Source organism: Leifsonia xyli subsp. cynodontis, assembly GCF_050632205.1.
Lineage (GTDB): Bacteria > Actinomycetota > Actinomycetes > Actinomycetales > Microbacteriaceae > Leifsonia > Leifsonia xyli_D.
This window is the reverse complement of sequence record NZ_CP192578.1, coordinates 2859558-2880077: the sequence shown is the minus strand read 5'-3', so window position 1 is coordinate 2880077 and position 20520 is coordinate 2859558. Positions and strand designations below refer to the sequence as shown.

Annotated in this window: 23 protein-coding genes, 1 tRNA gene and 2 pseudogenes; 17 read left to right on the top strand and 9 right to left on the bottom strand. The window is 67.3% G+C overall.

Going from position 1 to position 20520, the window contains the following annotated elements; translation table 11 throughout:
- The first annotated feature begins 118 nt into the window (after positions 1-118).
- Positions 119-433, top strand: a complete 315-nt coding sequence (locus ACQ86M_RS14295) for an ArsR/SmtB family transcription factor (RefSeq protein ID WP_258045883.1) — start codon at positions 119-121, stop codon at positions 431-433.
- Here the strand turns inward: ACQ86M_RS14295 and ACQ86M_RS14290 are convergent.
- Positions 430-741, bottom strand: a complete 312-nt coding sequence (locus tag ACQ86M_RS14290) for a zf-TFIIB domain-containing protein (protein ID WP_175339291.1) — start codon at positions 739-741, stop codon at positions 430-432. The two genes, ACQ86M_RS14295 and ACQ86M_RS14290, sit on opposite strands and share 4 nt — an antisense overlap.
- A gap of 156 nt (positions 742-897) precedes the next feature.
- Here ACQ86M_RS14290 and ACQ86M_RS14285 point away from each other — a divergent pair, with 156 nt between their 5' ends.
- From ACQ86M_RS14285 to ACQ86M_RS14245, 9 genes and pseudogenes are all read left to right on the top strand, one after another.
- Positions 898-1311, top strand: a complete 414-nt coding sequence (locus ACQ86M_RS14285) for a hypothetical protein (RefSeq protein ID WP_175339290.1) — start codon at positions 898-900, stop codon at positions 1309-1311.
- Between the two features lie 272 nt (positions 1312-1583).
- Positions 1584-2231, top strand: coding sequence for a M23 family metallopeptidase (locus tag ACQ86M_RS14280; protein ID WP_175339289.1), 648 nt, complete (start codon positions 1584-1586; stop codon positions 2229-2231).
- 8 nt (positions 2232-2239) lie between these two features.
- On the top strand, positions 2240-2923 hold the full coding sequence (locus ACQ86M_RS14275; protein WP_175339288.1) for a DsbA family protein: 684 nt from the start codon (positions 2240-2242) through the stop codon (positions 2921-2923).
- A 249-nt stretch (positions 2924-3172) separates the two neighbouring features.
- The gene (locus tag ACQ86M_RS14270) at positions 3173-3598 is read left to right on the top strand and encodes a hypothetical protein (protein ID WP_175339287.1); all 426 of its coding nucleotides are present in this window, start codon (positions 3173-3175) and stop codon (positions 3596-3598) included.
- A 50-nt stretch (positions 3599-3648) separates the two neighbouring features.
- On the top strand, positions 3649-4173 hold the full coding sequence (locus tag ACQ86M_RS14265) for a signal peptidase II (RefSeq protein ID WP_175339286.1): 525 nt from the start codon (positions 3649-3651) through the stop codon (positions 4171-4173).
- Entirely contained in the window at positions 4170-5165 is a 996-nt protein-coding gene (gene ccsB, locus ACQ86M_RS14260) for a c-type cytochrome biogenesis protein CcsB (protein WP_175339285.1), read from the top strand. The genes ACQ86M_RS14265 and ccsB overlap by 4 nt, the downstream gene beginning before the upstream one ends.
- A gap of 65 nt (positions 5166-5230) precedes the next feature.
- On the top strand, positions 5231-5575 hold the full coding sequence (locus tag ACQ86M_RS14255; protein WP_175339284.1) for an ArsR/SmtB family transcription factor: 345 nt from the start codon (positions 5231-5233) through the stop codon (positions 5573-5575).
- A pseudogene (locus ACQ86M_RS14250) lies at positions 5572-6233 on the top strand (cation transporter). The gene ACQ86M_RS14255 and the pseudogene ACQ86M_RS14250 overlap by 4 nt, the downstream one beginning before the upstream one ends.
- A gap of 383 nt (positions 6234-6616) precedes the next feature.
- Positions 6617-6919, top strand: a complete 303-nt coding sequence (locus ACQ86M_RS14245) for a hypothetical protein (RefSeq protein WP_185275387.1) — start codon at positions 6617-6619, stop codon at positions 6917-6919.
- 55 nt (positions 6920-6974) lie between these two features.
- On the opposite strand, the gene ACQ86M_RS14240 is transcribed toward ACQ86M_RS14245, so the two are convergent.
- The 7 genes and pseudogenes from ACQ86M_RS14240 to ACQ86M_RS14210 all read right to left on the bottom strand — a co-directional run bounded on the left by ACQ86M_RS14240 (position 6975) and on the right by ACQ86M_RS14210 (position 14317).
- Positions 6975-7880: a hypothetical protein gene (locus tag ACQ86M_RS14240; protein WP_175339309.1), complete on the bottom strand. Its 906-nt coding sequence runs from the start codon at positions 7878-7880 to the stop codon at positions 6975-6977.
- The gene (locus tag ACQ86M_RS14235; RefSeq protein WP_185275386.1) at positions 7874-8374 is read right to left on the bottom strand and encodes a ParB/RepB/Spo0J family partition protein; all 501 of its coding nucleotides are present in this window, start codon (positions 8372-8374) and stop codon (positions 7874-7876) included. Before ACQ86M_RS14235 ends, ACQ86M_RS14240 begins: the two co-directional genes overlap by 7 nt.
- A 340-nt stretch (positions 8375-8714) precedes the next feature.
- Complete coding sequence (locus ACQ86M_RS14230) at positions 8715-9317, bottom strand: cadmium resistance transporter (protein ID WP_175338578.1); 603 nt, start codon at positions 9315-9317, stop codon at positions 8715-8717.
- Positions 9318-9510: 193 nt separating this feature from the next.
- Positions 9511-11408, bottom strand: a pseudogene (locus tag ACQ86M_RS14225) (heavy metal translocating P-type ATPase).
- Positions 11405-11764 (bottom strand): Cd(II)/Pb(II)-sensing metalloregulatory transcriptional regulator CmtR, encoded by a 360-nt coding sequence (cmtR, locus tag ACQ86M_RS14220; RefSeq protein WP_175338576.1) that lies wholly within the window; start codon positions 11762-11764, stop codon positions 11405-11407. The pseudogene ACQ86M_RS14225 and the gene cmtR overlap by 4 nt, the downstream one beginning before the upstream one ends.
- A gap of 256 nt (positions 11765-12020) precedes the next feature.
- Positions 12021-12707, bottom strand: coding sequence for a response regulator (locus ACQ86M_RS14215; RefSeq protein ID WP_431219298.1), 687 nt, complete (start codon positions 12705-12707; stop codon positions 12021-12023).
- Positions 12704-14317: an ATP-binding protein gene (locus ACQ86M_RS14210; RefSeq protein WP_431219297.1), complete on the bottom strand. Its 1614-nt coding sequence runs from the start codon at positions 14315-14317 to the stop codon at positions 12704-12706. The genes ACQ86M_RS14215 and ACQ86M_RS14210 overlap by 4 nt, the downstream gene beginning before the upstream one ends.
- Positions 14318-14446: 129 nt before the next feature.
- Here ACQ86M_RS14210 and ACQ86M_RS14205 point away from each other — a divergent pair, with 129 nt between their 5' ends.
- Positions 14447-15838, top strand: coding sequence for a cation:dicarboxylate symporter family transporter (locus tag ACQ86M_RS14205; RefSeq protein WP_431245942.1), 1392 nt, complete (start codon positions 14447-14449; stop codon positions 15836-15838).
- The gene (locus ACQ86M_RS14200; RefSeq protein ID WP_431245941.1) at positions 15835-16674 is read left to right on the top strand and encodes an HpcH/HpaI aldolase/citrate lyase family protein; all 840 of its coding nucleotides are present in this window, start codon (positions 15835-15837) and stop codon (positions 16672-16674) included. The genes ACQ86M_RS14205 and ACQ86M_RS14200 overlap by 4 nt, the downstream gene beginning before the upstream one ends.
- A 37-nt stretch (positions 16675-16711) precedes the next feature.
- On the opposite strand, the gene ACQ86M_RS14195 is transcribed toward ACQ86M_RS14200, so the two are convergent.
- Positions 16712-17770, bottom strand: a complete 1059-nt coding sequence (locus tag ACQ86M_RS14195) for a glycoside hydrolase family 6 protein (RefSeq protein ID WP_431245940.1) — start codon at positions 17768-17770, stop codon at positions 16712-16714.
- 117 nt (positions 17771-17887) lie between these two features.
- Between ACQ86M_RS14195 and ACQ86M_RS14190 the strand changes: the two genes are divergently transcribed.
- The 5 genes from ACQ86M_RS14190 to ACQ86M_RS14170 all read left to right on the top strand — a co-directional run bounded on the left by ACQ86M_RS14190 (position 17888) and on the right by ACQ86M_RS14170 (position 20440).
- Positions 17888-18211 carry a hypothetical protein gene (locus ACQ86M_RS14190; RefSeq protein ID WP_431219293.1) on the top strand — a complete coding sequence of 108 codons (324 nt, stop codon included), beginning with the start codon at positions 17888-17890 and terminating at the stop codon, positions 18209-18211.
- A 5-nt stretch (positions 18212-18216) separates the two neighbouring features.
- On the top strand, positions 18217-18978 hold the full coding sequence (locus ACQ86M_RS14185) for a DUF2510 domain-containing protein (protein WP_431245939.1): 762 nt from the start codon (positions 18217-18219) through the stop codon (positions 18976-18978).
- Positions 18964-19052 (top strand) — tRNA-Ser (locus ACQ86M_RS14180). The genes ACQ86M_RS14185 and ACQ86M_RS14180 overlap by 15 nt, the downstream gene beginning before the upstream one ends.
- A 228-nt stretch (positions 19053-19280) precedes the next feature.
- Positions 19281-19844: an RNA polymerase sigma factor gene (locus ACQ86M_RS14175; RefSeq protein WP_431245938.1), complete on the top strand. Its 564-nt coding sequence runs from the start codon at positions 19281-19283 to the stop codon at positions 19842-19844.
- Positions 19841-20440, top strand: coding sequence for a hypothetical protein (locus ACQ86M_RS14170; protein ID WP_431245937.1), 600 nt, complete (start codon positions 19841-19843; stop codon positions 20438-20440). Before ACQ86M_RS14175 ends, ACQ86M_RS14170 begins: the two co-directional genes overlap by 4 nt.
- Positions 20441-20520 lie beyond the last annotated feature (80 nt).

Genomic DNA, 20520 nt, shown 5'->3' with positions numbered 1-20520 from the left:
ACCTCCTTTCCTCACGCCCCACCTTACGTCAATACATGTGCATATGTAAACTAGTTAATGTAGTTGAGAACCGTAATCAGAACCGTTCTCGGTACGATGGAGAGTCGAGGAGCGAGTCGTGGACGAACTGACGTTGAACATCGAGAGCGCCGGCGAGCTGGCGGAGGTCTTCCAAGGCCTGGCGTCGCCGACGCGATTGCGCGTGCTTGCTCGGCTTCGGCGGAGCCCATCAAGTGTGACGGCGCTGGCGGAGGAGCTCGAAATCGGACAGGCGACGCTGTCGAACCACTTGCGCATCCTCCGTCAGGCGAAGCTCGTGATCGGCGACCGAGACGGACGCTCGATCACCTACCGGCTGTTCGATGACCACGTCGTCGAGTTCTTCGACCAGGCGTTGTTGCACCTTGGTCACGCTCAGCCGGGCGGCGATTAGTCGCCGAAGAGATCCCCCAGCCAGCCTCCGCGGCGCTTGTTGCTGTAGCCGTTATGGCCGGAGTTACCGTTTCCGGAGTTTCCGTGTCCGCTTTTGCCGTGATGTCCGGATCGGTTCGAGTCGGACCATCCTTGCGGGTCGGTCGGGTTAGCGTAACCCGCTGATGGATTCTGGCTCGCTGAGCGTTCGATGATTTTGTCGAGCTCCCCGCGATCCAGCCAAACGCCACGGCATGTTGGGCAGTAGTCGATCTCGATTCCGGAGCGATCGGAGAGCAGCAGCGTCTCGCCGTCAACGGGACATTTCATGGTTCGTACCCTTCTGGTTGGTATGGTTGCCGGAGCGTAGGGACCTCGTCTGAGAGTCGGCTGACCGCCGCTACCACTCAGATGCGCCCATCAGGCGCCGTTTGCTACGCTTCCCATCAAAGCTGGCCGTTATCGAACTGTGACCGTGGAGGTGACGTGGGCGCGCTGAATCGCGGAGGAATCCGACGCTGGGTCGTCCTCGCCGTTGCATCGCTCACCGTCGTGTTCGCGTTGTTGCTGGCGCACATGTTCGAGGCGGCACATCCGGCTGACGAAGGTGCCGGGCCCGCGGCGTCTGCAATCGTGGACGACGCCGTTTCATCTGTGGGAGACGCCGCAGCTGCCTCGGTCATTTCGTCGGAGAACGGCATCCCTCACGACCAGATGCTTGTATTGGGGTGCGTCCTCGGGCTGGCTGCGGCCGCCCTGGCTCTCGCTTTGTTCGTGAGTTTGCTGCGCCGCGACTACCGCCTGACTCTCTCGCTCGTCGTGCGACGCCTGGGTGCGACATTGACGCTTGAGCGACCCCTTGCGCCTTCTCTGGAATCTCTGGCCATAAGCCGGACCTGAGGACCTCGCGCGCACCCTCGTCGGTGCCCCGTCGTCCTTGTCCGCGCCCGCAATGGGCCGAGTCCGGAAACCCCCGAATGACCTTTTCCCGCCGCGCGCGGCCGGTTCGTCGCGCAACCTTCACTCCAACCCCCATCGAACCCCGGTCTCGCCGCGAAGCCCTCGCGGCCGAACGGAGCCTCCCGAATCCGCGCCAGCGCCGCCGTCCCCGTAGCGGTGGCCAACGTGCCCGCCGCTCCCTGCTGCTGCCCCTTGTAGGAGCCCTATTCGCAATGTCCTTGAGTGTGGCGACGTCCGTCCCCGCCGAGGCCGTACAGCCGGACGGCGCACTCGAAACGATGGCCGACACTATCGTCACCGGCGTACCACAAGCAATCGGAGAGACCGGCGGCGCGCCTGTCCCGGTCAACCGTGACACGCTCGCAGCGACGTCCGAGGCCGAACTCACGGCCGCGGCGCGAACCGACCCGGCCGGGACCCTGGTTGGCAACACGCTTGGGCCCATCCAATGGCCGTTCCCCGGTGACGTCCCGATCAGCGATGGGTATGGGTCGCGCTCTGCGCCCTGCTCCGGATGCTCCAGCAACCACAAGGGCTTGGACATGACCCCCGGCGGTGGCACCAAGATCGGCGCGATCGCCGACGGCGTCGTCCGCTCGGCGGAGGAGTCCGATGTCGGGTTCGGCGTCAACGTGATCATCGACCACCGGGTCAATGGTGAACGATTCGCGAGCCTTTACGCGCACATGCAATTCGGGTCGCTCCAGGTCCGCGCCGGAGACCGCGTTGTCGCCGGCCAGATCATCGGACGGGTCGGCACTACGGGTGCCAGCACCGGCAATCACCTCCATCTGGAGATTTGGGCGAACGGGGAAACACCGATCGACCCGTACTCCTGGCTCCGAGCTCGAGCGAGATGAGCCCGGCCATGTCGAAACAGCCACGTCAGCAGCCTCAACCCACCCGCCGCCTCTCCATCCGGTTCTGGGCCAACACAATCATCATCGCGCTCGCGTTCATCGTCGTGATCGTCATCGTGCTCGTCGGTCGTGCCCAATCGGCGTCGCAACAGGCCGCCGCGCCCGCCGTCACCCGAGCGGACAGCCGGATCCTGCAGAAAGCGACCACGGACAAGGTGACGGTGGTCGAATTCCTCGACTTCGAATGCGAAGCATGCGGGGCCGCCTACCCGGTGGTCGAGCAGTTGCGCGAGCAGTACAAGGGTCGGGTCACATTCATCGCACGCTACTTCCCCATCCCTAGTCACAAGAACGCCATGAACGCCGCGATGGCCGCCGAGGCAGCCGGCCGCCAAGGCAAGTTCACCGAGATGTACTCCAAGCTCTTCCAGACACAAACGCAGTGGGCTGAACGACAAGATGACCAGTCGCCTGCGCTGCGATCGCTGGCCGCGTCGATTGGCCTGGACATGACCCAGTACGACAAAGACATCGCCGACCCGACGCTCCGGATCCGGGTGACCAAGGACCAGGCCGACGGCGTCCAGCTGGGGGTGGCGGGCACGCCAACGTTCTTCCTGAACGGTGAGAAGCTCACACTGACCTCCAAAGAGCAGTTCGCCAGCGAACTGGAGAAGGCGTGGCGGCGATGAGGTTGGGGAATCGCCGCATTCGTCGCCAGATGCTGCGGTTATGGAAGACGCCAAAAGCTCACGAGACCATCCCACCGGCTGTCTATCGGGAGCTGATAGAGGCCGCAACCGCGACTTCCGCTCAACTTCAGGTCTTCCGCCGCAGACCCACCGCCTCTGCAGCGGAGCTCGAAGGACTAAGCGACGACATCGACACGCTCATCCGGATCATCAAGCGTCATCGACCAACCCATTGAATCGAGACAAGCCATGTCCACTCCCACCCGGCCAGTCCTCGTCGCCGCGACAGCGGTCGCGCTGACGGCACCGCTCTTCCTCTCCGGCTGCTCGATCGGGGACACAGTATCCAAACAGGCCCAGAACGCTGCCTGCTCCTTGGTCACGCCGATCACCGACAAGGTAGCCGCCGACATCGATGCCGCCCTGAAGTCGGCGGTACTCGACCCTGCTGCTGCCATCGATCAGCTGAAAGCCGCCCGCACGATTCTGGGACCGATCGCTGACCAAATCCCCGTGGGCGAGCAGAAGACCGCTGTTCAGAACGTGGTCGACACGATCGACCAACTCATTCCCGTGCTGAAGGCCGAGTCCATCGGGTCGACAACGGGCACCAGCTCCGACGTCCTCACCAAGAAGCTCTCCGAACAGATGAAGGCGCTGACCACCCTATGTTGACTAACCAAGCCTCAGCGACGACGAGCGCTCGCGTCGTGAATCGGCGACGATTGGCGCTGCGGACGCTGACCGCGGGCCTTCTCGCGATCGCCGCAGACCAAGCAGCCAAGGGCATCGCCATCCTCACACTCCCGTATGGCCAGCCGATGCCGTCGGTGATCCCAACGGTGGACCTTCGCCTGGTTCTGAACCCGGGTGCTGCATTCGGACTCGGCGCCCGAGTCGGTCCGCTGCTGGCAGCTGGAATCCTCATCATCCTCACCGTCCTCACTGCCTGGATCGTCCGACGCGTGATCCGAGGAGAGAACCCGACCCTGACAGTGTTGCTGGCGATCGCCGTCGGTGGCGGTTGGGGGAACATGGTCGACCGCGCCTTCCGCGGCGAGCACGGAGTTCTCAGCGGTGCCGTCGTCGACTACTTCTCCATCAGCTGGTTCGCCATCTTCAACCTCGCCGACGTCCTCACCGTCGGCGGCATCGCAGCAGCCTTGCTGGTCGCGACGCTCCAACACCGCCGAACCCAGAGCCCTGTCATCGACGCCTCGGCCGACCAGAGCGCGGTGGCCGGCTCATGACCGACGTCCTGTCCGCGCTCTCGACAGTGGCGCTCTACGTCGCAATGGGCTTGTACACCGCCTCCTTCGTGGTCTTCTCCACCGACCTGGCCAGACGCGGAGCCGACGCGACAGCGACCGTCCCCAGCGTGGTCGCGCGGCGCACTGCGGCGACACTGCCGAGCACCGCGCTCGTGATCGGCGAAGAGCCCGCCGATCTCCCAAAGTCCTCGACAGATGCACCTACTCGTGCTGCCCGCAGCGTCCTCCGCTGGGCGTTCGGGCTGACGATCGCGGGCTTCGCGTTCCATTTCGTGGCAACAGGGTTGCGCGGGATCGCCGCTGCCCGGGTCCCGTGGGCGAACATGTGGGAGTTCTCGATGACCGGCACGCTGGTCATCATCGGCGTCTTCCTGGTCGCCAACCTGAAGTGGGACATCAAGTACCTCGGCACGTTCATCGTCGGCCTGGTGCTGGTGCTCCAGGGGATCGCGCTCCTGCGGTACTACGTCCCGGTGGTCCCGCTGCAGCCGGCGTTGCAGTCGTACTGGCTGGTGATCCACATCATCGTGGCCGTGCTGGGCACGGCGTTCTTCGCTCTCGGGTTCGCGTTGTCCGGGCTGCAATTGCTGCAGTACCGGCGTGAGCGGCAGGTAGCGGAGTCGCGTCCGCAACAGTTCAAGTTCCTGGCCACTCTCCCCAGTGCTGTCGCTCTGGAGAACCTGGCCTACCGGATCAACATCGTCGGCTTCATCGCCTGGACATTCACGCTGATCGCCGGAGCCATCTGGGCCTCCGCGGCCTGGGGGCGCTATTGGGGCTGGGACACCAAGGAGGTCTGGACCTTCATCATCTGGGTGATCTACGCCGGCTACATCCACGCCCGAGCGACCCGCGGCTGGCGCGGATCGCGCTCCGCCTGGCTCGCGATCATCGGCTTCGCGGCGGTGCTGTTCAACTTCGGCATCGTCAACGTCTTCTTCAAGGGCCTCCACACCTACTCGGGTCTCTAGAGCCGCCGCGCAGAACGGAATAGTACAGCGATGCGTTAATTCATGCTTCGCTGTACGCTCATGTAATGAGCATCGCTACACCGGCGGCGACCATCACGCACACCGCCGCTCTCGCCCGCTTCGGACACGCGCTGTCTGACACCACCCGCGTGGGCATCCTTCTGGCCCTGCGGGAGGCGCCGGCATACCCCTCTGACCTCGCGGATGCCCTAGACGTGAGCCGTCAGGTCATGTCGAATCAGCTGGCCTGTCTACGCGGCTGCGGCCTTGTCGAGGCGATCCCAGATGGCCGCCGTACCTGGTATCGGCTCGCCGACGGACACATCGCCCCTGCACTCGACGAGCTACTTCGCGTGGTCCTCTACATTGAGCCCGGCTGCTGCGAGGGTGCGGAGTGCAACTGCGCATGACGACGACAACCGCACTCACTGATTCCCGCCGCGACCTTTTGCATCGTCGGATCCGATGGATCGTCTCGGTCACGATCGGGTACAACCTCGTCGAAGCCGTCGTGGCGATCATCGCAGGTAGCGCCGCATCTTCGGCCGCACTGGTCGGCTTCGGCCTGGACTCCACCATCGAGGTGCTTTCCGCGGTGGCAGTCGCATGGCAATTCACCGAAAAGACCCGGAAAGATGGGAGAAAGGCACCCTGCGGGTTATCGCTGTGGCCTTCTTCGCGCTTGCGGTCTACGTGACTGTGAATTCGGTGCTCTCCCTTGTCGGCGCGGTCGATGTTAAGCACTCGGTTGTCGGGATGGTTCTCACTGCACTCAGCGTCGTGATCATGCCCTTCCTTTCACTCGTCGAGCGCCGCGCCGGGCGGGAACTCGGCTCTGCGACCGCTGTCGCCGACTCGAAGCAGACACTGATCTGCACATACCTTTCGGCGGCCGTCCTGATCGGGCTGCTCTTGAACACCGCCTTTGGCTGGTGGTGGGCAGACGCGATCGTGGCCCAGGTCATCGCGATCTTTGCCGTTCGTGAAGGTCTCGAGGCGTGGAAGGGCGACGCCTGTGCGACGTCCGTCGGGATGGTGCTTGAGGGCCCAAGCGAGCACGATCGCTAGCTGACCCGGAACGTCCCCTCCGTTAGCGGTGGTCGAGCGCCCGAAATGGTACTGGCGTTGAGCACAGTCGATCGCTTGCAGGTGACCTCACACGACATAAGCACTCAGGGGCGTCGGAGGTCGCCGCTGAAGTGCTCGTGCGTCTATTGGCTGAACGAGGCGTGGAGCCGCCTCCGGCGGCGCTGCCTTTGACGGTTTGTGTGTCTTTCCGCCGCCCGATCGTAGCTCGTTCCCGGTGCTTCCGTGCCGGGCTTTCGCGGCATATCCTCACTCGCTGCGCTCCCTCCGGTATTCCACGGTCCCGGCACTTCGGCACCTTCCACTCGCCACTGATCTCCCCGCCGGAAAGGCAAACAAAACGATCGACCAGGGGAGTGATCAGGATGCGGGTATTCATCATCGACACGAGAAACATGGGTCCGGACCTGCAGGGCGGACTGATCGGGGTGGTTGGCTCGACGAGCCCGTCGGCGGAGGAGAAGCGGGAGTGCATCGAGACGGTTGGCCGGTACGCCGTCGATGGATGGGCGATAGCCTCCGATCCGCGCACGCCGATCGGCCGGCTGGCGGCGCTGACGGCCGAGACGGCGTGTGTGCCGTTCGTGGCCTTCAACCGGGTGGCGCAGCGGGGAGGTCCGGTCGTCGGTCCCTCGACGGTCGGGGCGACAAGTAGAGAACTGTCCTGACCGCTCAGAACGAGAAGCGGGCCCGGTTCGCGGGGCCCGCTTCCGTCTAGCGTGATCAGTCGCCTGCGCTCGGCTCCGCGTTGACCGAAGCTGCGTCTCCTTCCGCATTGGCAGACTCGCCAGCGGTCACGATCTGCTCAACGTCGCTGAGGTTGTACCCCCAGCCGGCGAGCAGGGTGAAATAGTCGGCGTCGGTGGACGACGGGTACCGCCAGGTCTGTTTGCGGGTGACGGATTCGCACGCTCCGAGCACGACTGCGAGGGCGACGTGCTGTGCTTTGGCCGGGGACTGCTCGATCAGCGCCGCGAGCTTGTCGTTCCCGAAGTAGCCGGACGGCTCCAGCCCGAGCAGGTGGTGTGCGAGCTCGTTCCCGTCTCGGGTGGCGGTGCTGATCGCCTGCCGGTGGATGGTGAGACCCTTCGCGATCACGACCGCCGCATCCTTGGGGAGGGCCTTGCGGGAGAGGAGTGTGGCGAGCCATTCGCGGCGGACGGTCTCGGCGGATGCCCACGCCTTGTTGTTGGCGATCAGTGTGCGCCGCTCGGCCTTCTCCTCGTCGGTCATCGGGCCGGACTTGGGCTGGCTCCCGCCGTAGGTGTGGAACCCGGCCGCGTTCGCGTCCCGGAGGAAGTAGCTGATGTTGGCGTCACCGTCTGCGTAGACCCGGACGTGGGCGGCTCGTCCGTCCAGGTTCTCGATGTGTTCGGCGGTGACGCGTTGGTCGTCGGTGGTCAGGAGTTCGCTGATTCGGGTGTACTCCGTGTCGTAGTAACCGGGGTCCGAGTCCAGGATCAAGTAGCCCCGTGCGACCAGGTCTGCTTCCGCGTCCGCCTTGGTTCTGGCGCGGGCCTTCTCGTCGCGTGCCCGCTGAGCCGCGTGGACGAACTGGGCGGGGTCGGTGGTTGCGACCTGGATCAGATCGGCACGGATTTCTGCGTCGCCGTCGAACTCGATCAGCACCGCCGCCTGGTCCAGGGTGAGCTGGTGCTCCTGGATCGCGGACGCCGCAGCCTGGTCTCGACCACAGCCAACGCGGTCTTGACTTCCTTCTGCTTCGTCCCGGTACGTCGCGCGATCGCGGTCACGGAGAGGCCTTCGAACGCGAGTTGTTGGAACGCGGCGGCCCGGTCGCTGTCGGTGAGGGCTTCGCGCTGGTCGTTCTCGACCATCTGCTGCACGATCCGCTCCGAAGGGACCTCGTCGGCGTCTACGAGGTAGACGGGAATGGTCGTAAGTCCTGCTTCGCGGGCGGCGAAGACTCGACGCTGTCCGGCACGGACGGTGACCTGGCCGTCGCTGTCGCGGTGGGCAAGTACGGGGGTGAGGACCCCATTCTCCTTGATTGACTGCACGAACGCCGGGGTGATCGGTGCGGAGGGGCGCACGTTGTCCTCAAGGGTGAGGGTGTGCGGGTTGAGGTGTTCGATGGTGCCCGCGGTGGGTGTGTCGCTCATGGTTCTGTGATCCCTTCAACTGTTCTTGTTCGCCTGTCTGGCAAGGGGATCGAGGGTGAGCGGGTGCGGGGCGCAGTGCCGGGACCGTGGAATACCGGAGGGAGCGAAGCGAGTGAGGATATGCCGCGAAAGCCCGGCACGTAGCCCGCGGGAGCGAACTACGATCAACCGGCCAGGCAGACGAACAATCTAAAAACGAGGTGCCGCTCGCGGCTCCATTCAGCTTTTGCCTTCGCGTGAGACGGGGGCGACGCGGTCGGTGAAGTGAACTCGCGGTGGTTGCCGGCAGCCGCGCAGGCCGGGTCGCCCGATGGGTCGATAGGGACTGGATACCTAGGATCTACGTCGGAATGCCGAAAGCGCCGCCGCTCACGAGGATGAAGATCCCCAGGCCGATGAGGACGACGGGGAACAGGACGTGTTCCCATCGTTCGAGGAGTTCCGCGATCGGTCGGCGGGTGGTGACGAACTTGGCTAGGCCAATGAGGGAAGCAACTAGGACCAGGAACACGACGCAGTATGCAATGGTGGCTGCTGGACCGACGCTGAGGAAGACCGGGACATAGACGCCGATGTTGTCGCCGCCGTTTGCGAAGGTCACACCGGCCACGGTCCACACAGCGACCTTCTTACCCTCGACCTTTGCGTCATCGTCGTCTTCGCGCTTGCGCCAGGCCTGCCATGCAGCCCGCAGACCCAACGCCAGCGGGATTAGTCCGAAGTAGGGAATGACCTGTGGTGGGAGGAATGTCCCAGCGCCGAGTGCAACAAGAACGGACGCGCTCAGGATGCCGATGAATCCGAGGTACTGTCCGATCAGGATGCGGCTTGTGGTTCCTCGCTGGCCGGAGCCTCGGGCGAAGAACAGCGAAAGCACAATGATATCGTCAATGTTCGTGGCCATGAAGAGGCCGATCGCCTGCAGTACCGACGACAGGATCATGAGCCCACAGTCGCGATGCGGTGATCTCTGTGTTCGACGGCGGCGCGGGCTTTGCTGGCTTGGTCGAGCAGCGCGCCGCCGCCCGCGACGCCGCAGGCAAGAAGGAACAATGCCCGCCGCACCGTCGCCCCATCAATGCGGGGAGAGCGTAGCTCAACGGAATCCGCGCCCGGCGGTATGAGAGCGGAGCCAGTCATGCCTTCTCCCGCCGTGCTGCGCGGAGCCCGTTGAGAATGACGACGACCTCCGCGACCTCGTGCACGAGCACGACTGCAGCGAGCCCGAGAACGCCGGTGATCGCCAGCGGCAGCAGGACCGCGATGATCACGATGGACAACACAACGTTCTGGTTGATGATGCTACGTCCGCGACGGGCGTGGTCGATGGCCTGTGGAATGAGGCGCAGATCGTGGCCGGTGAAGGCGATATCGGCGGACTCGATCGCCGCATCGGCGCCCTTAGCTCCCATCGCGATGCCCACGTCGGCGGCCGCGAGAGCGGGGCGTCGTTGATACCGTCTCCGATCATGGCTGTGGGCTTGGACTTCGACAGGTCCATGACGGCGGCGGCCTTGTCCTCGGGACGGAGCTCGGCGCGCACGTCGTTGATGCCGGCCTGGGCGGCGAGTGCCGCGGCGGTGCGGGCGTTGTCGCCGGTGAGCATCGTGACTCCGATCCCGCGGCGGTTGAGCGTGGCGATCACTTCCGGTACCTCGGGGCGGAGCTCGTCCCGCACCCCGATCGCCCCGGCCGGCTGATCGTTGCGGTGGACGATGACGACGGTCATTCCCTCTGACTCCATCGCCTGCACCTCATCGCCCAGCGTGCCAGCATCCAGCCACCTCGGGCTGCCTACCGCGAGACGAGCAGTATTGAGCGTGCCCTCGATGCCGTGCCCGGCGGTCTCGGCGACGTTTTCAGCGGCGGGAGCGTCGGGTGCCGCCTTGGTGATCGCTGTGGCGAGAGGGTGCGTACTGTGACGCTCTAGGCTCGCCGCCCAGGCCAGCACCTCATCCTCGGTCGCGCCCGTCGTGACGACACGGGTCACGGTGGGCTCATTGCGGGTCAGGGTGCCCGTTTTGTCGACGGCGAGGTGGCGGATGCCGCCGAACCGCTCGAACGCGGCCCCGGACTTCACGACCACGCCGAACTTGGAGGCGGCGCCGATCGCGGACACGACTGTGACCGGCACGGCGATCGCCAGAGCACACGGCGAGGCAGCAACGAGCACGACCAGGGCACGGGTGATCCACAAATCGGGGTCGCCGCTCAACAGCGACCCGAGAACGCCGACTACCGCGGCGAGGATCATCACACCGGGGACCAGGGGACGGGCGATCCGGTCGGCTAGGCGGGCTCGGTCGCCTTTTTCGGTCTGCGCCTGCTCGACCAGCTCGACGATCGTAGTGAGTGAGTTGTCGGTGCCGGCCGCAGTGGCCTCGACCTCGAGCACGCCTGTGGTATTGATCGACCCGGCCGACACGCCGGTGCCGGGCTCGACCTCGACGGGTATCGACTCGCCCGTGATTGCGGAGGTGTCCAGGCTGCTCCGCCCGGCTCGCACGATGCCGTCAGTGGCGATCCGTTCGCCCGGACGCACCACGAGGACGTCACCGACGCGCAGGTCCTTCGCTTCGACCTCGGTCGTGGCGTCGCCGCGTTTGACCAATGCGGTATCGGGCACGAGTTTCAAGAGCGCCCGAAGCCCTGCGCGCGCTCGGTCCATCGCCTTGTCTTCCAACGCCTCCGCGATGGAGTACAAGAACGCCAACGCCGCGGCCTCCTCGACGTAGCCGAGGATCACCGCACCGGTGGCGCTGATTGTCATCAGTAGGCTGATGCCGAGCTTGCCCTTGGTGAAAAGTCTGCGCAACGCGCCGGGCACGAAGGTGTACACCCCCAGCAGCAGACCGATCCAGAACAGCACCAGGCCGGCGGTCTCCGCGCCAGTCCATTCGCACACCAAACCAGCGACGAATGCGACGCCGGAAGCGATCGGGATCAGGACGCTCGGACTCCGATACCAGGGCCGATCATCATCGTCATCGTCAAGGTCGACGTGTTCGAGCTCGGAACCTGTAACCGCGCTCATGCCCGTGCCTCTCCAGCCACGCAACCCTCAACGCCGCAGTCTGGGTCCACGCACGGCACGCTTTCGTCGACAGCGAGCGTCACCTCGACCAGCGCAGTCAGGGCGCGGGCAAGGTGTGGGTCGGCGACTTCGTATCGGGTCTGGCGACCTTCGGGCTCGGCTACCACAATCCCGCACCCGCGCAAACAGGTGAGGTGGTTCGAGACGTTCGAGCGTGAGAGCCCCAGCTCACGGGCCAGCACGGCCGGGTGGCTCGGGCCGGCAAGGAGGGTCAGAAGAATGCGCGAACGAGTGGGATCCGCCATCGCCCGGCCGAGCCGGTTCATCACATCAAGTCGGTCTGCAAGAGTCAGCATCCGATGACTATACACTGACGGCTGAATAGTTGTGTACGAGGACCTTTGGACCAGATCTCGTTTCTAGTCAAGGGCAGGCAACTGCATGGAAGTCGCGTGACAACCATTTGACAACATTTCAACGAAATCGGGGAGCACCCAAGGACGCCCAGGTCACCCAAGACGCCCGAGTTTTCGCGGATTCCTGTGTTAGATCCCCTGGTTGCGCGGGCCCGGCTAGAGTTCGAATCCCACGCCCTCCGCTTCGTGATGCGCCCTACGGCAGCCAGCGGTACTCGAGCTCCGGCCGTCCCGGCGTTCCGTAGCGCGGCGCCCGCGAGATCCGTTCCGTGTCGGCGAGGTGCTCGAGGTAGCGCCGGGCGGTGACCCGCGAGAGCCGGAGGGGCTCGGCCACTTCGGCGGCGGACAGCGGCCGGTCCGCACTCCGCAGGTGGTCGACGATCGCCTGGAGGGTCGGCTCGGAGAGACCCTTGGGGAGCGGCATGTCGACCGGCGTCCGGAGGGACGCGAGCATCCGATCGACGTCGTCCTGGCTCGCGTGCGAGGACCGGGCTTCGAGACGGCGCCGGTAGTCGAGGTAGGTCTGGAGCTTCGCCGCGAACGTGGCGAAGGCGAACGGCTTCACGAGGTACTGGACGATGCCGACCGACACCGCGGAGTGCACCATGTCGGTGTCGCGCACGGCGGTGATGGCGATGATGTCGACGGCGATGCCCGCAGACCGCAGCCGCCGCGCGACGTCGATGCCGTGGCCGTCCGGGAGGTTCATGTCGAGCAGCACCAGTTCGATCGGTTCGGTGGCGAGGGATGCGCGGATGGCCGCGAGCGCCGCCGCGGCGGTTCCGACGATGCCGGCGACCGCGAAGCCGTCCAGTCGGCTCAGGTAACTGGCGTGCGCCTCGGCGGCGAGCGGGTCGTCCTCGACGACGAGCGTGCGGATCATGACGTGGCCGCCCGTGCGGCGACCGGCCAGCGCGCCACGAACTCCGTCGGCGGCCCCGGCCGCAGCTGGATGCTGCCGCCGTGTGTCTCCAGCAGTTCCTGCACCAGCGCGAGCCCGAAGCCGCGGCCGAGCGGACCGGACGGCTTGGTCGAGAAGCCGCGATCGAAGATCCGTTCCGACACGGCGGGATCGACCCCTGCGCCGCTGTCCGCGACGGTCAGCTCCAGCATCCCGCCGTCCGGATCGGCGGTGAGCTCCACCCGCACCCACGGGCTTCCCGGGTTCTCCGCGGCCGCATCGATCGCGTTGTCGACGAGGTTGCCCACCAGCGTCACCAGGTCGACCGCCGAGAGGAGCGAGTCCGGCAGCCTCTCGTCCACCGCGACCTGCAGGTCCACTCCCCGCTCCGCCGCCTGCGCGACCTTGCCGAGCAGCAGCGCGGCGACCGCCGGCTGATTCGCGGCGCCCAGGATGTCGTCGGCGAGCGACTGGCTGTGCTCGACCTGGTCCTCGATCATCGAGATCGCCTCGTCCCGCCGTCCGAGCTCGAGCAGGGAGAGCACCGTGTGCAGGCGGTTCATGTACTCGTGGCTCTGGGACTGCAGGGCCGCCGTCAGCGTCCGCACCGACTCCAGTTCTCCCGCGAGCCGCTGCACCTCGGTGCGGTCCCGGAGCATGGTGAGGGTGCCGACTGTCTGCCGCGATCCTCCGGCCGGCGTCGCCGGTTCCTGGTTGACGACGAGCAGCCGTCGTCCGGCGACGTACGTCTGGTCGGTGACCCGGCCGCCGTCGACGACCAGCTGCGCGATCTCGTCGGGCAGGTCCAGCTCGGTCACGGGCGTCGGCCGGAGGTCGCCGGAGGCCGGCGGGAGGTCCAACAGGTCGGCGGCCTCGTCGTTGTAGAGCACCACCCGGCGCCGGTCGTCGGTCAGGATGAGGCCTTCCTTCACCGAGTGCAGCACCGCCTGGTAGTAGGTCACCGCCGTGGAGAGCTCCGACGGCGGCATGGTGCCGGTCACCCGGGACAGGAAGCGCCGGGCCAACATGGCCGCGAGCGTGCCCACGAGCACGAGGAGCACCGCGCCGCCGAGCACGTAGGGGATGCGCGCGGCGATGGATGAGGTGACCTTCTTCTCGGTGACGCCGGACGCCACGAGCCCGACGACCTTCCGGTGGTCGATCACCGGGACGACGGCGCGCACCGACGGCCCCAGGGTGCCCGTGTACGTCTCGGTCAGCGATCGTCCCTGCTGCGCCGGTGCGATGGTGCCCAGGTACTTCTTGCCGATCTGCGCCGGGTCGGGGTGCGTGAAGCGGGTGCCCGTCGGGTCCATGATCGTCACGAAGTCGACGCCGGTCGCCCGCATCTCCTCGATCGCGACCGGCTGCAGCTGCTCGGTCGCCTGCGGCGACTGCACGCCGCTGACGACGGCGGGGTCGTGGGCGAGCGTCGCGGCGACCGCCATCGACACGCGGGTGGCGGTCTGGTTGGCGTCCTGGCGCGAGCTCAGCCACAGGACGAGCGTCAGCGTCCCGGCGACCACCACGACGGCGATCAGCTGGAGGGCGAAGATGCGGCTGGCGATGCTCCAGCGCCGTATCCAGTCCACTGCGACCTCGTTCCTCCGATGAACAGTATGACCTCAAGTAGCGACGGCCGGATCGCCATCCGCAAGCTGAGGGTGCATCACGACCCAGTGAATCAGGCACAACGACGTTCCGATCGATTGGAATCATCCATGTTGAAGAAGTCCGGCGCGCGGCGCCGCATCAACCGAAACCACTACCTCTACCTCGCGGTCATCGTCGCGGTCATCGCCGGAGCGATCGTGGGGATCGTCGCACCGGCGTTCGCCGTGACGCTCCAGCCGATCGGCACGGCGTTCGTGGCGCTCATCAAGATGATGATCGCCCCCGTCATCTTCTGCACCATCGTCATCGGCGTCGGCTCGATCGCCAAGGCGGCCACCGTCGGCAAGATCGGCGGCCTCGCGCTCGGCTACTTCCTGGTGATGTCCACCTTCGCGCTGGCGATCGGCCTGGTGGTGGGCAACCTGCTGCACCCGGGCAGCGGCCTCCACCTCCACGGCGTCGCCTTCAAGGCCGCCGGCGAACCGGTATCCGGCACGGACTTCGTGCTGGGCATCATCCCGGTCACCCTCTTCTCCGCACTCACCTCGGGCAGCGTGCTGCAGGTGCTGCTGGTCGCGCTGCTCGTCGGCTTCGCCGTGCAGAGCCTCGGTGAGCGGGGCGCCCGCGTGGTGAAGGCCGTGACGACCCTGCAGGCGGTGGTCTTCCGCATCCTCTCGATGATCCTGTGGCTCGCGCCCCTCGGTGCCTTCGGGGCGATCGCCGCGGTCGTCGGCGGCACCGGGCCCCAGGCCCTGGTGAGCCTCGCGACCCTCATGGTCGGCTTCTACATCACGTGCGCGGTCTTCATCGTGGTCGTCTTGGGCCTCCTGCTGAAGGTCGTCACCGGGGTCAGCATCTTCTCGCTGCTGAAGTACCTGCGTCAGGAGTACCTGCTCATCGTCGGAACCTCCTCCTCCGAGGCCGCGCTGCCGCGCCTGATCGCCAAGATGGAGCACCTCGGCGTCTCGCGCTCGGTGGTGGGCATCACGGTGCCGACCGGGTATTCGTTCAACCTGGACGGCACGGCGATCTACCTCACGATGGCCTCCCTGTTCATCGCCAACGCCATGGGCACCCCGCTGGCCCTCGGCGAGCAGATCGGCCTGCTCCTGTTCATGGTGGTCGCCTCCAAGGGCGCGGCCGGTGTCACCGGCGCCGGACTCGCGACGCTGGCCGGGGGCCTGCAGACCTACCGTCCGGACCTGGTGAACGGCGTGGGCGTCATCGTCGGCATCGACCGGTTCATGTCGGAGGCGCGCGCCGTCACCAACTTCACCGGCAACGCCGTCGCGACGCTGGTGATCGGACGCTGGACCCGGCAGATCGACACCGAGCAGGTGCGGCTGACGCTGAGCGGCGCCCGGCCGTTCGACGACGCCACCATGGGCGTCGGCCACGACGCGGAACCCGTCCCCTCCACCGCGTCCCTGCACGCGATCGTCGGCACCACCCCGCAGGAATCCGCGGTGGAGGAGCCGACGGCGGAGCGCACCCGATGACCCGTCTCGCCCAGAGCCCCGCGGGCATCGCACCCTCCGCGGTGCCCGCGCGGCTCGCGCGATCGTGGCACCTCGTCTCCGCGCTGCGCACCGACGAAGCCGCGGGCTCCCGGGCGGATGCGGTCGTGCTCGACCTCGAGGACGCGGTTCCGGCCGCCGACAAGGAGGGCGGCCGCCGTTCGGCCGCCGCCTACCTGGCGTCCCGATCCGCCTGGGTGCGGCTGAACGACGTCACCTCTCCGCACTGGATCCAGGACATCCGCGCCGTCGGAGCCTCGGAAGGCCTGCTCGGCGTGGTGCTGGCCAAGACGGAGTCGGCCGCCGACGTGGCCCGGACGGCGCTGTCGCTGCCGCCCGGGACCCGGATCGTGGCGCTGATCGAGAGCGCCCAGGGCGTGGAGGCCGCGTCCGAGATCGCCCGGCAGCGGGGAACGTTCCGGTTGGCCTTCGGATCCGGCGACTTCCGTCGAGACACCGGCATGCACGACGACCCCGTCGCCCTCGCGTACCCACGCTCGCGGCTGGTCGTCGCGAGCGCCGCGGCCCGGCTGCCCGGCCCCATCGACGGCCCCACCCTCACGGACTCGGCGGCCGGCGTCTCGGAAGCGGCCCGCGCCTCCCGTGTGCTGGGGATGACGGGCAAGCTGATGCTGCGCTCAACGCAGGCCGAGCCGATCAACGAGGCACTGAGCCCGTCGCCCGACGAGCTGGCCTGGGCGCGGGACACCGTGGAGGGGTCGAGCGACCCCTCCACGATCGACGGCAGCTACCTCCCCGCCCTGGCGCGCGCCCGGGCGACCCTCGCTCTGGCGGCGGATCTCGGAATGCCGGCATGAGCTGCGACTCCGGTCCCTCCCCGCGTGGATGCGCTCATCACCGGTGGGGCCGGCTGACCGCGAGCCCGGGCGCCCGCCGGCCGTAGGGGCCCGGTCCGGAGCCGAGGGGTGACGTCGTCCCCGCGCCGGCCGTGCTGTTGAGCACGAGGGCCTCCGCCGCGCTCTCGTACCAGGCACCGGCAGCCGGGCCGCCGTTGCACGGTCCGTCGCTGGCGCCGGGGTGCTTCACCCAGAGCAGGGCGTCGAGCTTGCTCGTCGCCGACTGGGTGATCTGCGGGTTCTGACCGAGCGCGGCCCCGGGCGGGTTGCACCAGGTGCCCGTCCAGCCGTTGCCGTTGCGCGAGACGTCGATCACGAAGTGCTTCCAGCCCACCCGCGAGGAGAGTTTGCCCGCGTAATCGCGCTCGGCCTGAGTCGTGTCGAAGTTGGAGACGTTGGTGAAGAATCCCGTCGCGCCGGCGACGCCTGCGGACTTCAGGTAGGCGGCCTGCGCATCCGGGGTCAGCCACCGGGCGTTGCCGCCGTCGAGGTAGGTGGACAGCCCGGCGCCCGCGAGGATGCCGACCGCGGACTGCAGCAGCGGAAGCCGCGTCGCGGCCACCCCCGCGCACTTGGCGCTGGACAGCATGGCGAGCGAGTCGGGTTCGATCAGCACCACGGCGTGGCTGCCCGCCAGCGCGCCGGCGACCTGCCGGGTCCAGTCCAAGTACTGGTCGGGCGTGTAGCCGCCGGCCGAGTAGCCGCCGCAGTCGCGATCCGGGATGGCGTACGTGACGAACACCGGTGTCGCCCCCTGGGCGGCGGCGGCGCTCAGGTGCCGCTGGATCACGCTGAGCAGCAGGGTCGGCGTGTACCAGTCGCCCAGCCAGACCGCCGTCGGCTGGCTCGCGATGCGGCCGATGAGTGCCGCTCGGGTCGTATCGCCTTGGGCGAGGAGGGATTCGTACACCCGCTGGGCGTCGCTGGTGGGGTCGACATACAGGCGGCTGCCGAAGGCGGGGACGTCGGCGGCGCGGGCGGCCGGAGCCGTCGGCGCCCACACGAGCGCAGCCGACACCAGGGCTGCGCCGATCAGGGAGGCGATCACTCTGCGCATACCCGTACTATCGGCCGGAATGCGGCGATGGTCAGCGGGTGCGGGTGGATGCGGAGGGGATAGAGTGCGGAACGCACGCCTTCGGCGTGCCTCTGCCTGCCGATCGAGAGGACCCGCATGACCGACAGCCCCGTCTCCGCGTTCGAAGTGCTCGCCGCCCAGCTCCTGGAGGACCCGGACCTCGACGTGTCGGTGACCGCGACCGGCCTGCACGTGCATGGCCGCCTCTTCGCCTACCTCGACGGCGTCGAGCTCGCGGTGGACCTGCCGGCCGACCGCGCCGCAGACCTGGTCGAGCGCGAGGTGGCTGCCGCGGTCCCCGCCGGCCGCAGCGAGCCGAAGGGCGCCTGGGTCCGGATCGCGGACGCCGAGGACTGGCCCGAGCTGGCCTCCGAGTCGCACCAGTTCGTCGGCGAGCCCGCCGTCGGCCGGGAGTCCTGACCGGCATGACCGACCAGAACGCCCCCGCACCCGGCTGGTACCCGGACCCGCAGGGTTCGGGCGCCCTCCGCTGGTGGGACGGCGCCCACTGGACGGAGCACGCGGCGCCTGTGCCCGCTCCTGCTCCGGCTTTTGCTCCTGCGGCCGCGGGTCCGTCGCCGTACGGGGCGCCGTACGCCCCTGCCCGCCGCCGTCCGCTCCCCGCCGACACCCCGATCTACACGCCCTGGATCTGGCTGGTCGCCGCCCTGCCGCTGGTCAGCACCCTCCTGCTGTTCCTGCTGCACCCGCAGCCCGTGTTCGCGTCCACGTCCGGCTCCCCGTCGCGGGTGGTCGTCACCGACCCGATGGCGCTCCTCGGCGGCCCGGTCTACTTCCTCGTGATCGGGATCGGCTGGCTGATCACGGCCGCCTGCATCGTCTTCTCGTGGCTGGACTACCGCGAGCTCGTGCGCCGCGGCGTCGAGCGCCCCTTCCACTGGGCGTGGTCGTTCCTCGGCATCGTCTACCCGATCGGCCGCAGCGTCGTGGTGCGCGGAGTCGCCGGCGGCCGCGGCCTCGCCCCGATGTGGGTCGCGATCGGCGTGACCGTTGCGAGCTTCGTCATCGCGCTGGTCTGGTCGATCACGCTCGTCGCGCAGATCCTGGGCACGCTCTCCACCCAGGTCCCCCTGGCGCCTGAGAACGCGGTGTCAGGACGGCCCGGCATCGTCCGTTATGATGGTCGTCGTGCGTCCGCTCGCGGTCGCGCTGGAGACGTCGCATAGTCAGGCCTAGTGCACCACCCTGCTAAGGTGGAGTCCCCGTAAGGGGACCGAGGGTTCAAATCCCTCCGTCTCCGCCGATCGAAACCCCCGGAATCTCAGTGATTTCGGGGGTTTTCAGTTGGCGGACGAGGAACTCGCTGCGCGATGCAGCGGAGCTGCACCCTTGACTCGGCCTCTCAAAGCGCCATAGTGCTTCGTGCGGGGCGGACGAGGAGTGTCGTGACCCTCGAGACCATGGTCGGTGATCTCGAATTGCCCCTCTAATCGGGAACCGGTGCCCCGCGACCGGACACTATGAAGATGTGAGGGGATTTGTTCTCGACGAGCAGCAAGCGCTCGGCCGCGTCCGTGACGGGGATGCCGACGCATTTGGGGTGCTGTTCGACTTGCATCACGGCCGCGTGTTCCGACAGGCGCTGCGGCTGACCGCGTCGTTGCACGACGCGGAGGACGTGACCGCGGTGGTCTTCCTCGAGGCGTGGCGGCGGCGCGACAGCATGAGGTTGGTCGACGGGTCGGTGGTTGGCTGGCTGCTGGTGACGACCAACTATGTGTTCCGCAATCAGCTGCGCTCGAAGCGACGGTATCGCGAAGCTCTCGCCCACCTGCCAGCGCCTGAGGACGCGCCAGACCACTCGCATGCTGTGGACGACCGGTTGGACGGGGACGCGCGTCGGTCCGCGCTGCGCACTGCACTCGCGGAGCTCCCGAAGCGTGACCAGGACATCATCACCCTCTGCGTGTTCGAGGAGCTGAGTACGGCCGAGGCCGCCGAAGCGCTCGCCATTTCGCACGGCACCGTGAAATCTCGCCTTTCGCGGGCTAAAGCACGCCTGGCTGCCGCACTGAACGGAGGAGAGCGATGAGCGAGCCCACCTTCGACCCTCGCCGCAAGGCGGCGATTCGCGAGCTTGTGGTGACGCACGCGGCCGGACACCCCAGTCCTGCGAGCGGCCGTAAGCGCACGGCCCTCGTAGCGGCCCTCGTGGTGCTTGCACTGGCCATCTCGGGCGGTAGCGTCGCCTACGCGCTCGGGACCGGCCTGCTCGGCGAGCAGCCGGCTGCCACCGTCACTCCGACGCCGACCCCGACCAGCACCCCCACGCCGAGCCCGACACCTACGCCCACCACCACGATTGTTCCTGGGCAGGCGGACGCCACTCGTGGCTGTGAGCAGCTCGCGCAGATGTTCATGGGGCGTGGATCGAGCGAGCAGGACATGAAGGACACCGCGCGCGCAGCCGGCGCTCGGGTGACGGAAGCGGCCGACTCCGCTCAGGCGGCCGACCCCTCCTGGGCTCCACTGGCTCGGACCCTGACCAAGGCGCAGGCGTCGTTGCTCTCCTACCTCGATAACGACTCACCGACCACTGGGATCGGGATCGTTGCGGTCGAGGCCGCGGCTGCAGAGGCGCGCCAGGCGTGCACGCCTCTCGGAGTCGACGTCGAACTTCAGCAGTAACGTCGCGGACTCCTGCGGTTGCGCGGGACACGCTTTCTGGAGACGCAACTCGTCACTAGTAGGCGACTGCGCGCAGACGG

Bases quoted from the DNA above. Each gene is read 5' to 3' on its own strand.
- ACQ86M_RS14235 (WP_185275386.1), bottom strand. From the start codon at position 8,374: ATGAGCGACACACCCACCGCGGGCACCATCGAACACCTCAACCCGCAC.
- ACQ86M_RS14275 (WP_175339288.1), top strand. From the start codon at position 2,240: ATGTCGAAACAGCCACGTCAGCAGCCTCAACCCACCCGCCGCCTCTCC.
- ACQ86M_RS14185 (WP_431245939.1), top strand. From the start codon at position 18,217: ATGACCGACCAGAACGCCCCCGCACCCGGCTGGTACCCGGACCCGCAG.
- ACQ86M_RS14190 (WP_431219293.1), top strand. From the start codon at position 17,888: ATGACCGACAGCCCCGTCTCCGCGTTCGAAGTGCTCGCCGCCCAGCTC.
- ACQ86M_RS14245 (WP_185275387.1), top strand. From the start codon at position 6,617: ATGCGGGTATTCATCATCGACACGAGAAACATGGGTCCGGACCTGCAG.
- cmtR (WP_175338576.1), bottom strand. From the start codon at position 11,764: ATGCTGACTCTTGCAGACCGACTTGATGTGATGAACCGGCTCGGCCGG.
- ACQ86M_RS14230 (WP_175338578.1), bottom strand. From the start codon at position 9,317: ATGATCCTGTCGTCGGTACTGCAGGCGATCGGCCTCTTCATGGCCACG.
- ACQ86M_RS14170 (WP_431245937.1), top strand. From the start codon at position 19,841: ATGAGCGAGCCCACCTTCGACCCTCGCCGCAAGGCGGCGATTCGCGAG.
- ACQ86M_RS14270 (WP_175339287.1), top strand. From the start codon at position 3,173: ATGTCCACTCCCACCCGGCCAGTCCTCGTCGCCGCGACAGCGGTCGCG.
- ACQ86M_RS14205 (WP_431245942.1), top strand. From the start codon at position 14,447: ATGTTGAAGAAGTCCGGCGCGCGGCGCCGCATCAACCGAAACCACTAC.
- ACQ86M_RS14200 (WP_431245941.1), top strand. From the start codon at position 15,835: ATGACCCGTCTCGCCCAGAGCCCCGCGGGCATCGCACCCTCCGCGGTG.
- ACQ86M_RS14215 (WP_431219298.1), bottom strand. From the start codon at position 12,707: ATGATCCGCACGCTCGTCGTCGAGGACGACCCGCTCGCCGCCGAGGCG.
- ACQ86M_RS14195 (WP_431245940.1), bottom strand. From the start codon at position 17,770: ATGCGCAGAGTGATCGCCTCCCTGATCGGCGCAGCCCTGGTGTCGGCT.
- ccsB (WP_175339285.1), top strand. From the start codon at position 4,170: ATGACCGACGTCCTGTCCGCGCTCTCGACAGTGGCGCTCTACGTCGCA.
- ACQ86M_RS14290 (WP_175339291.1), bottom strand. From the start codon at position 741: ATGAAATGTCCCGTTGACGGCGAGACGCTGCTGCTCTCCGATCGCTCC.
- ACQ86M_RS14280 (WP_175339289.1), top strand. From the start codon at position 1,584: ATGTCCTTGAGTGTGGCGACGTCCGTCCCCGCCGAGGCCGTACAGCCG.
- ACQ86M_RS14255 (WP_175339284.1), top strand. From the start codon at position 5,231: ATGAGCATCGCTACACCGGCGGCGACCATCACGCACACCGCCGCTCTC.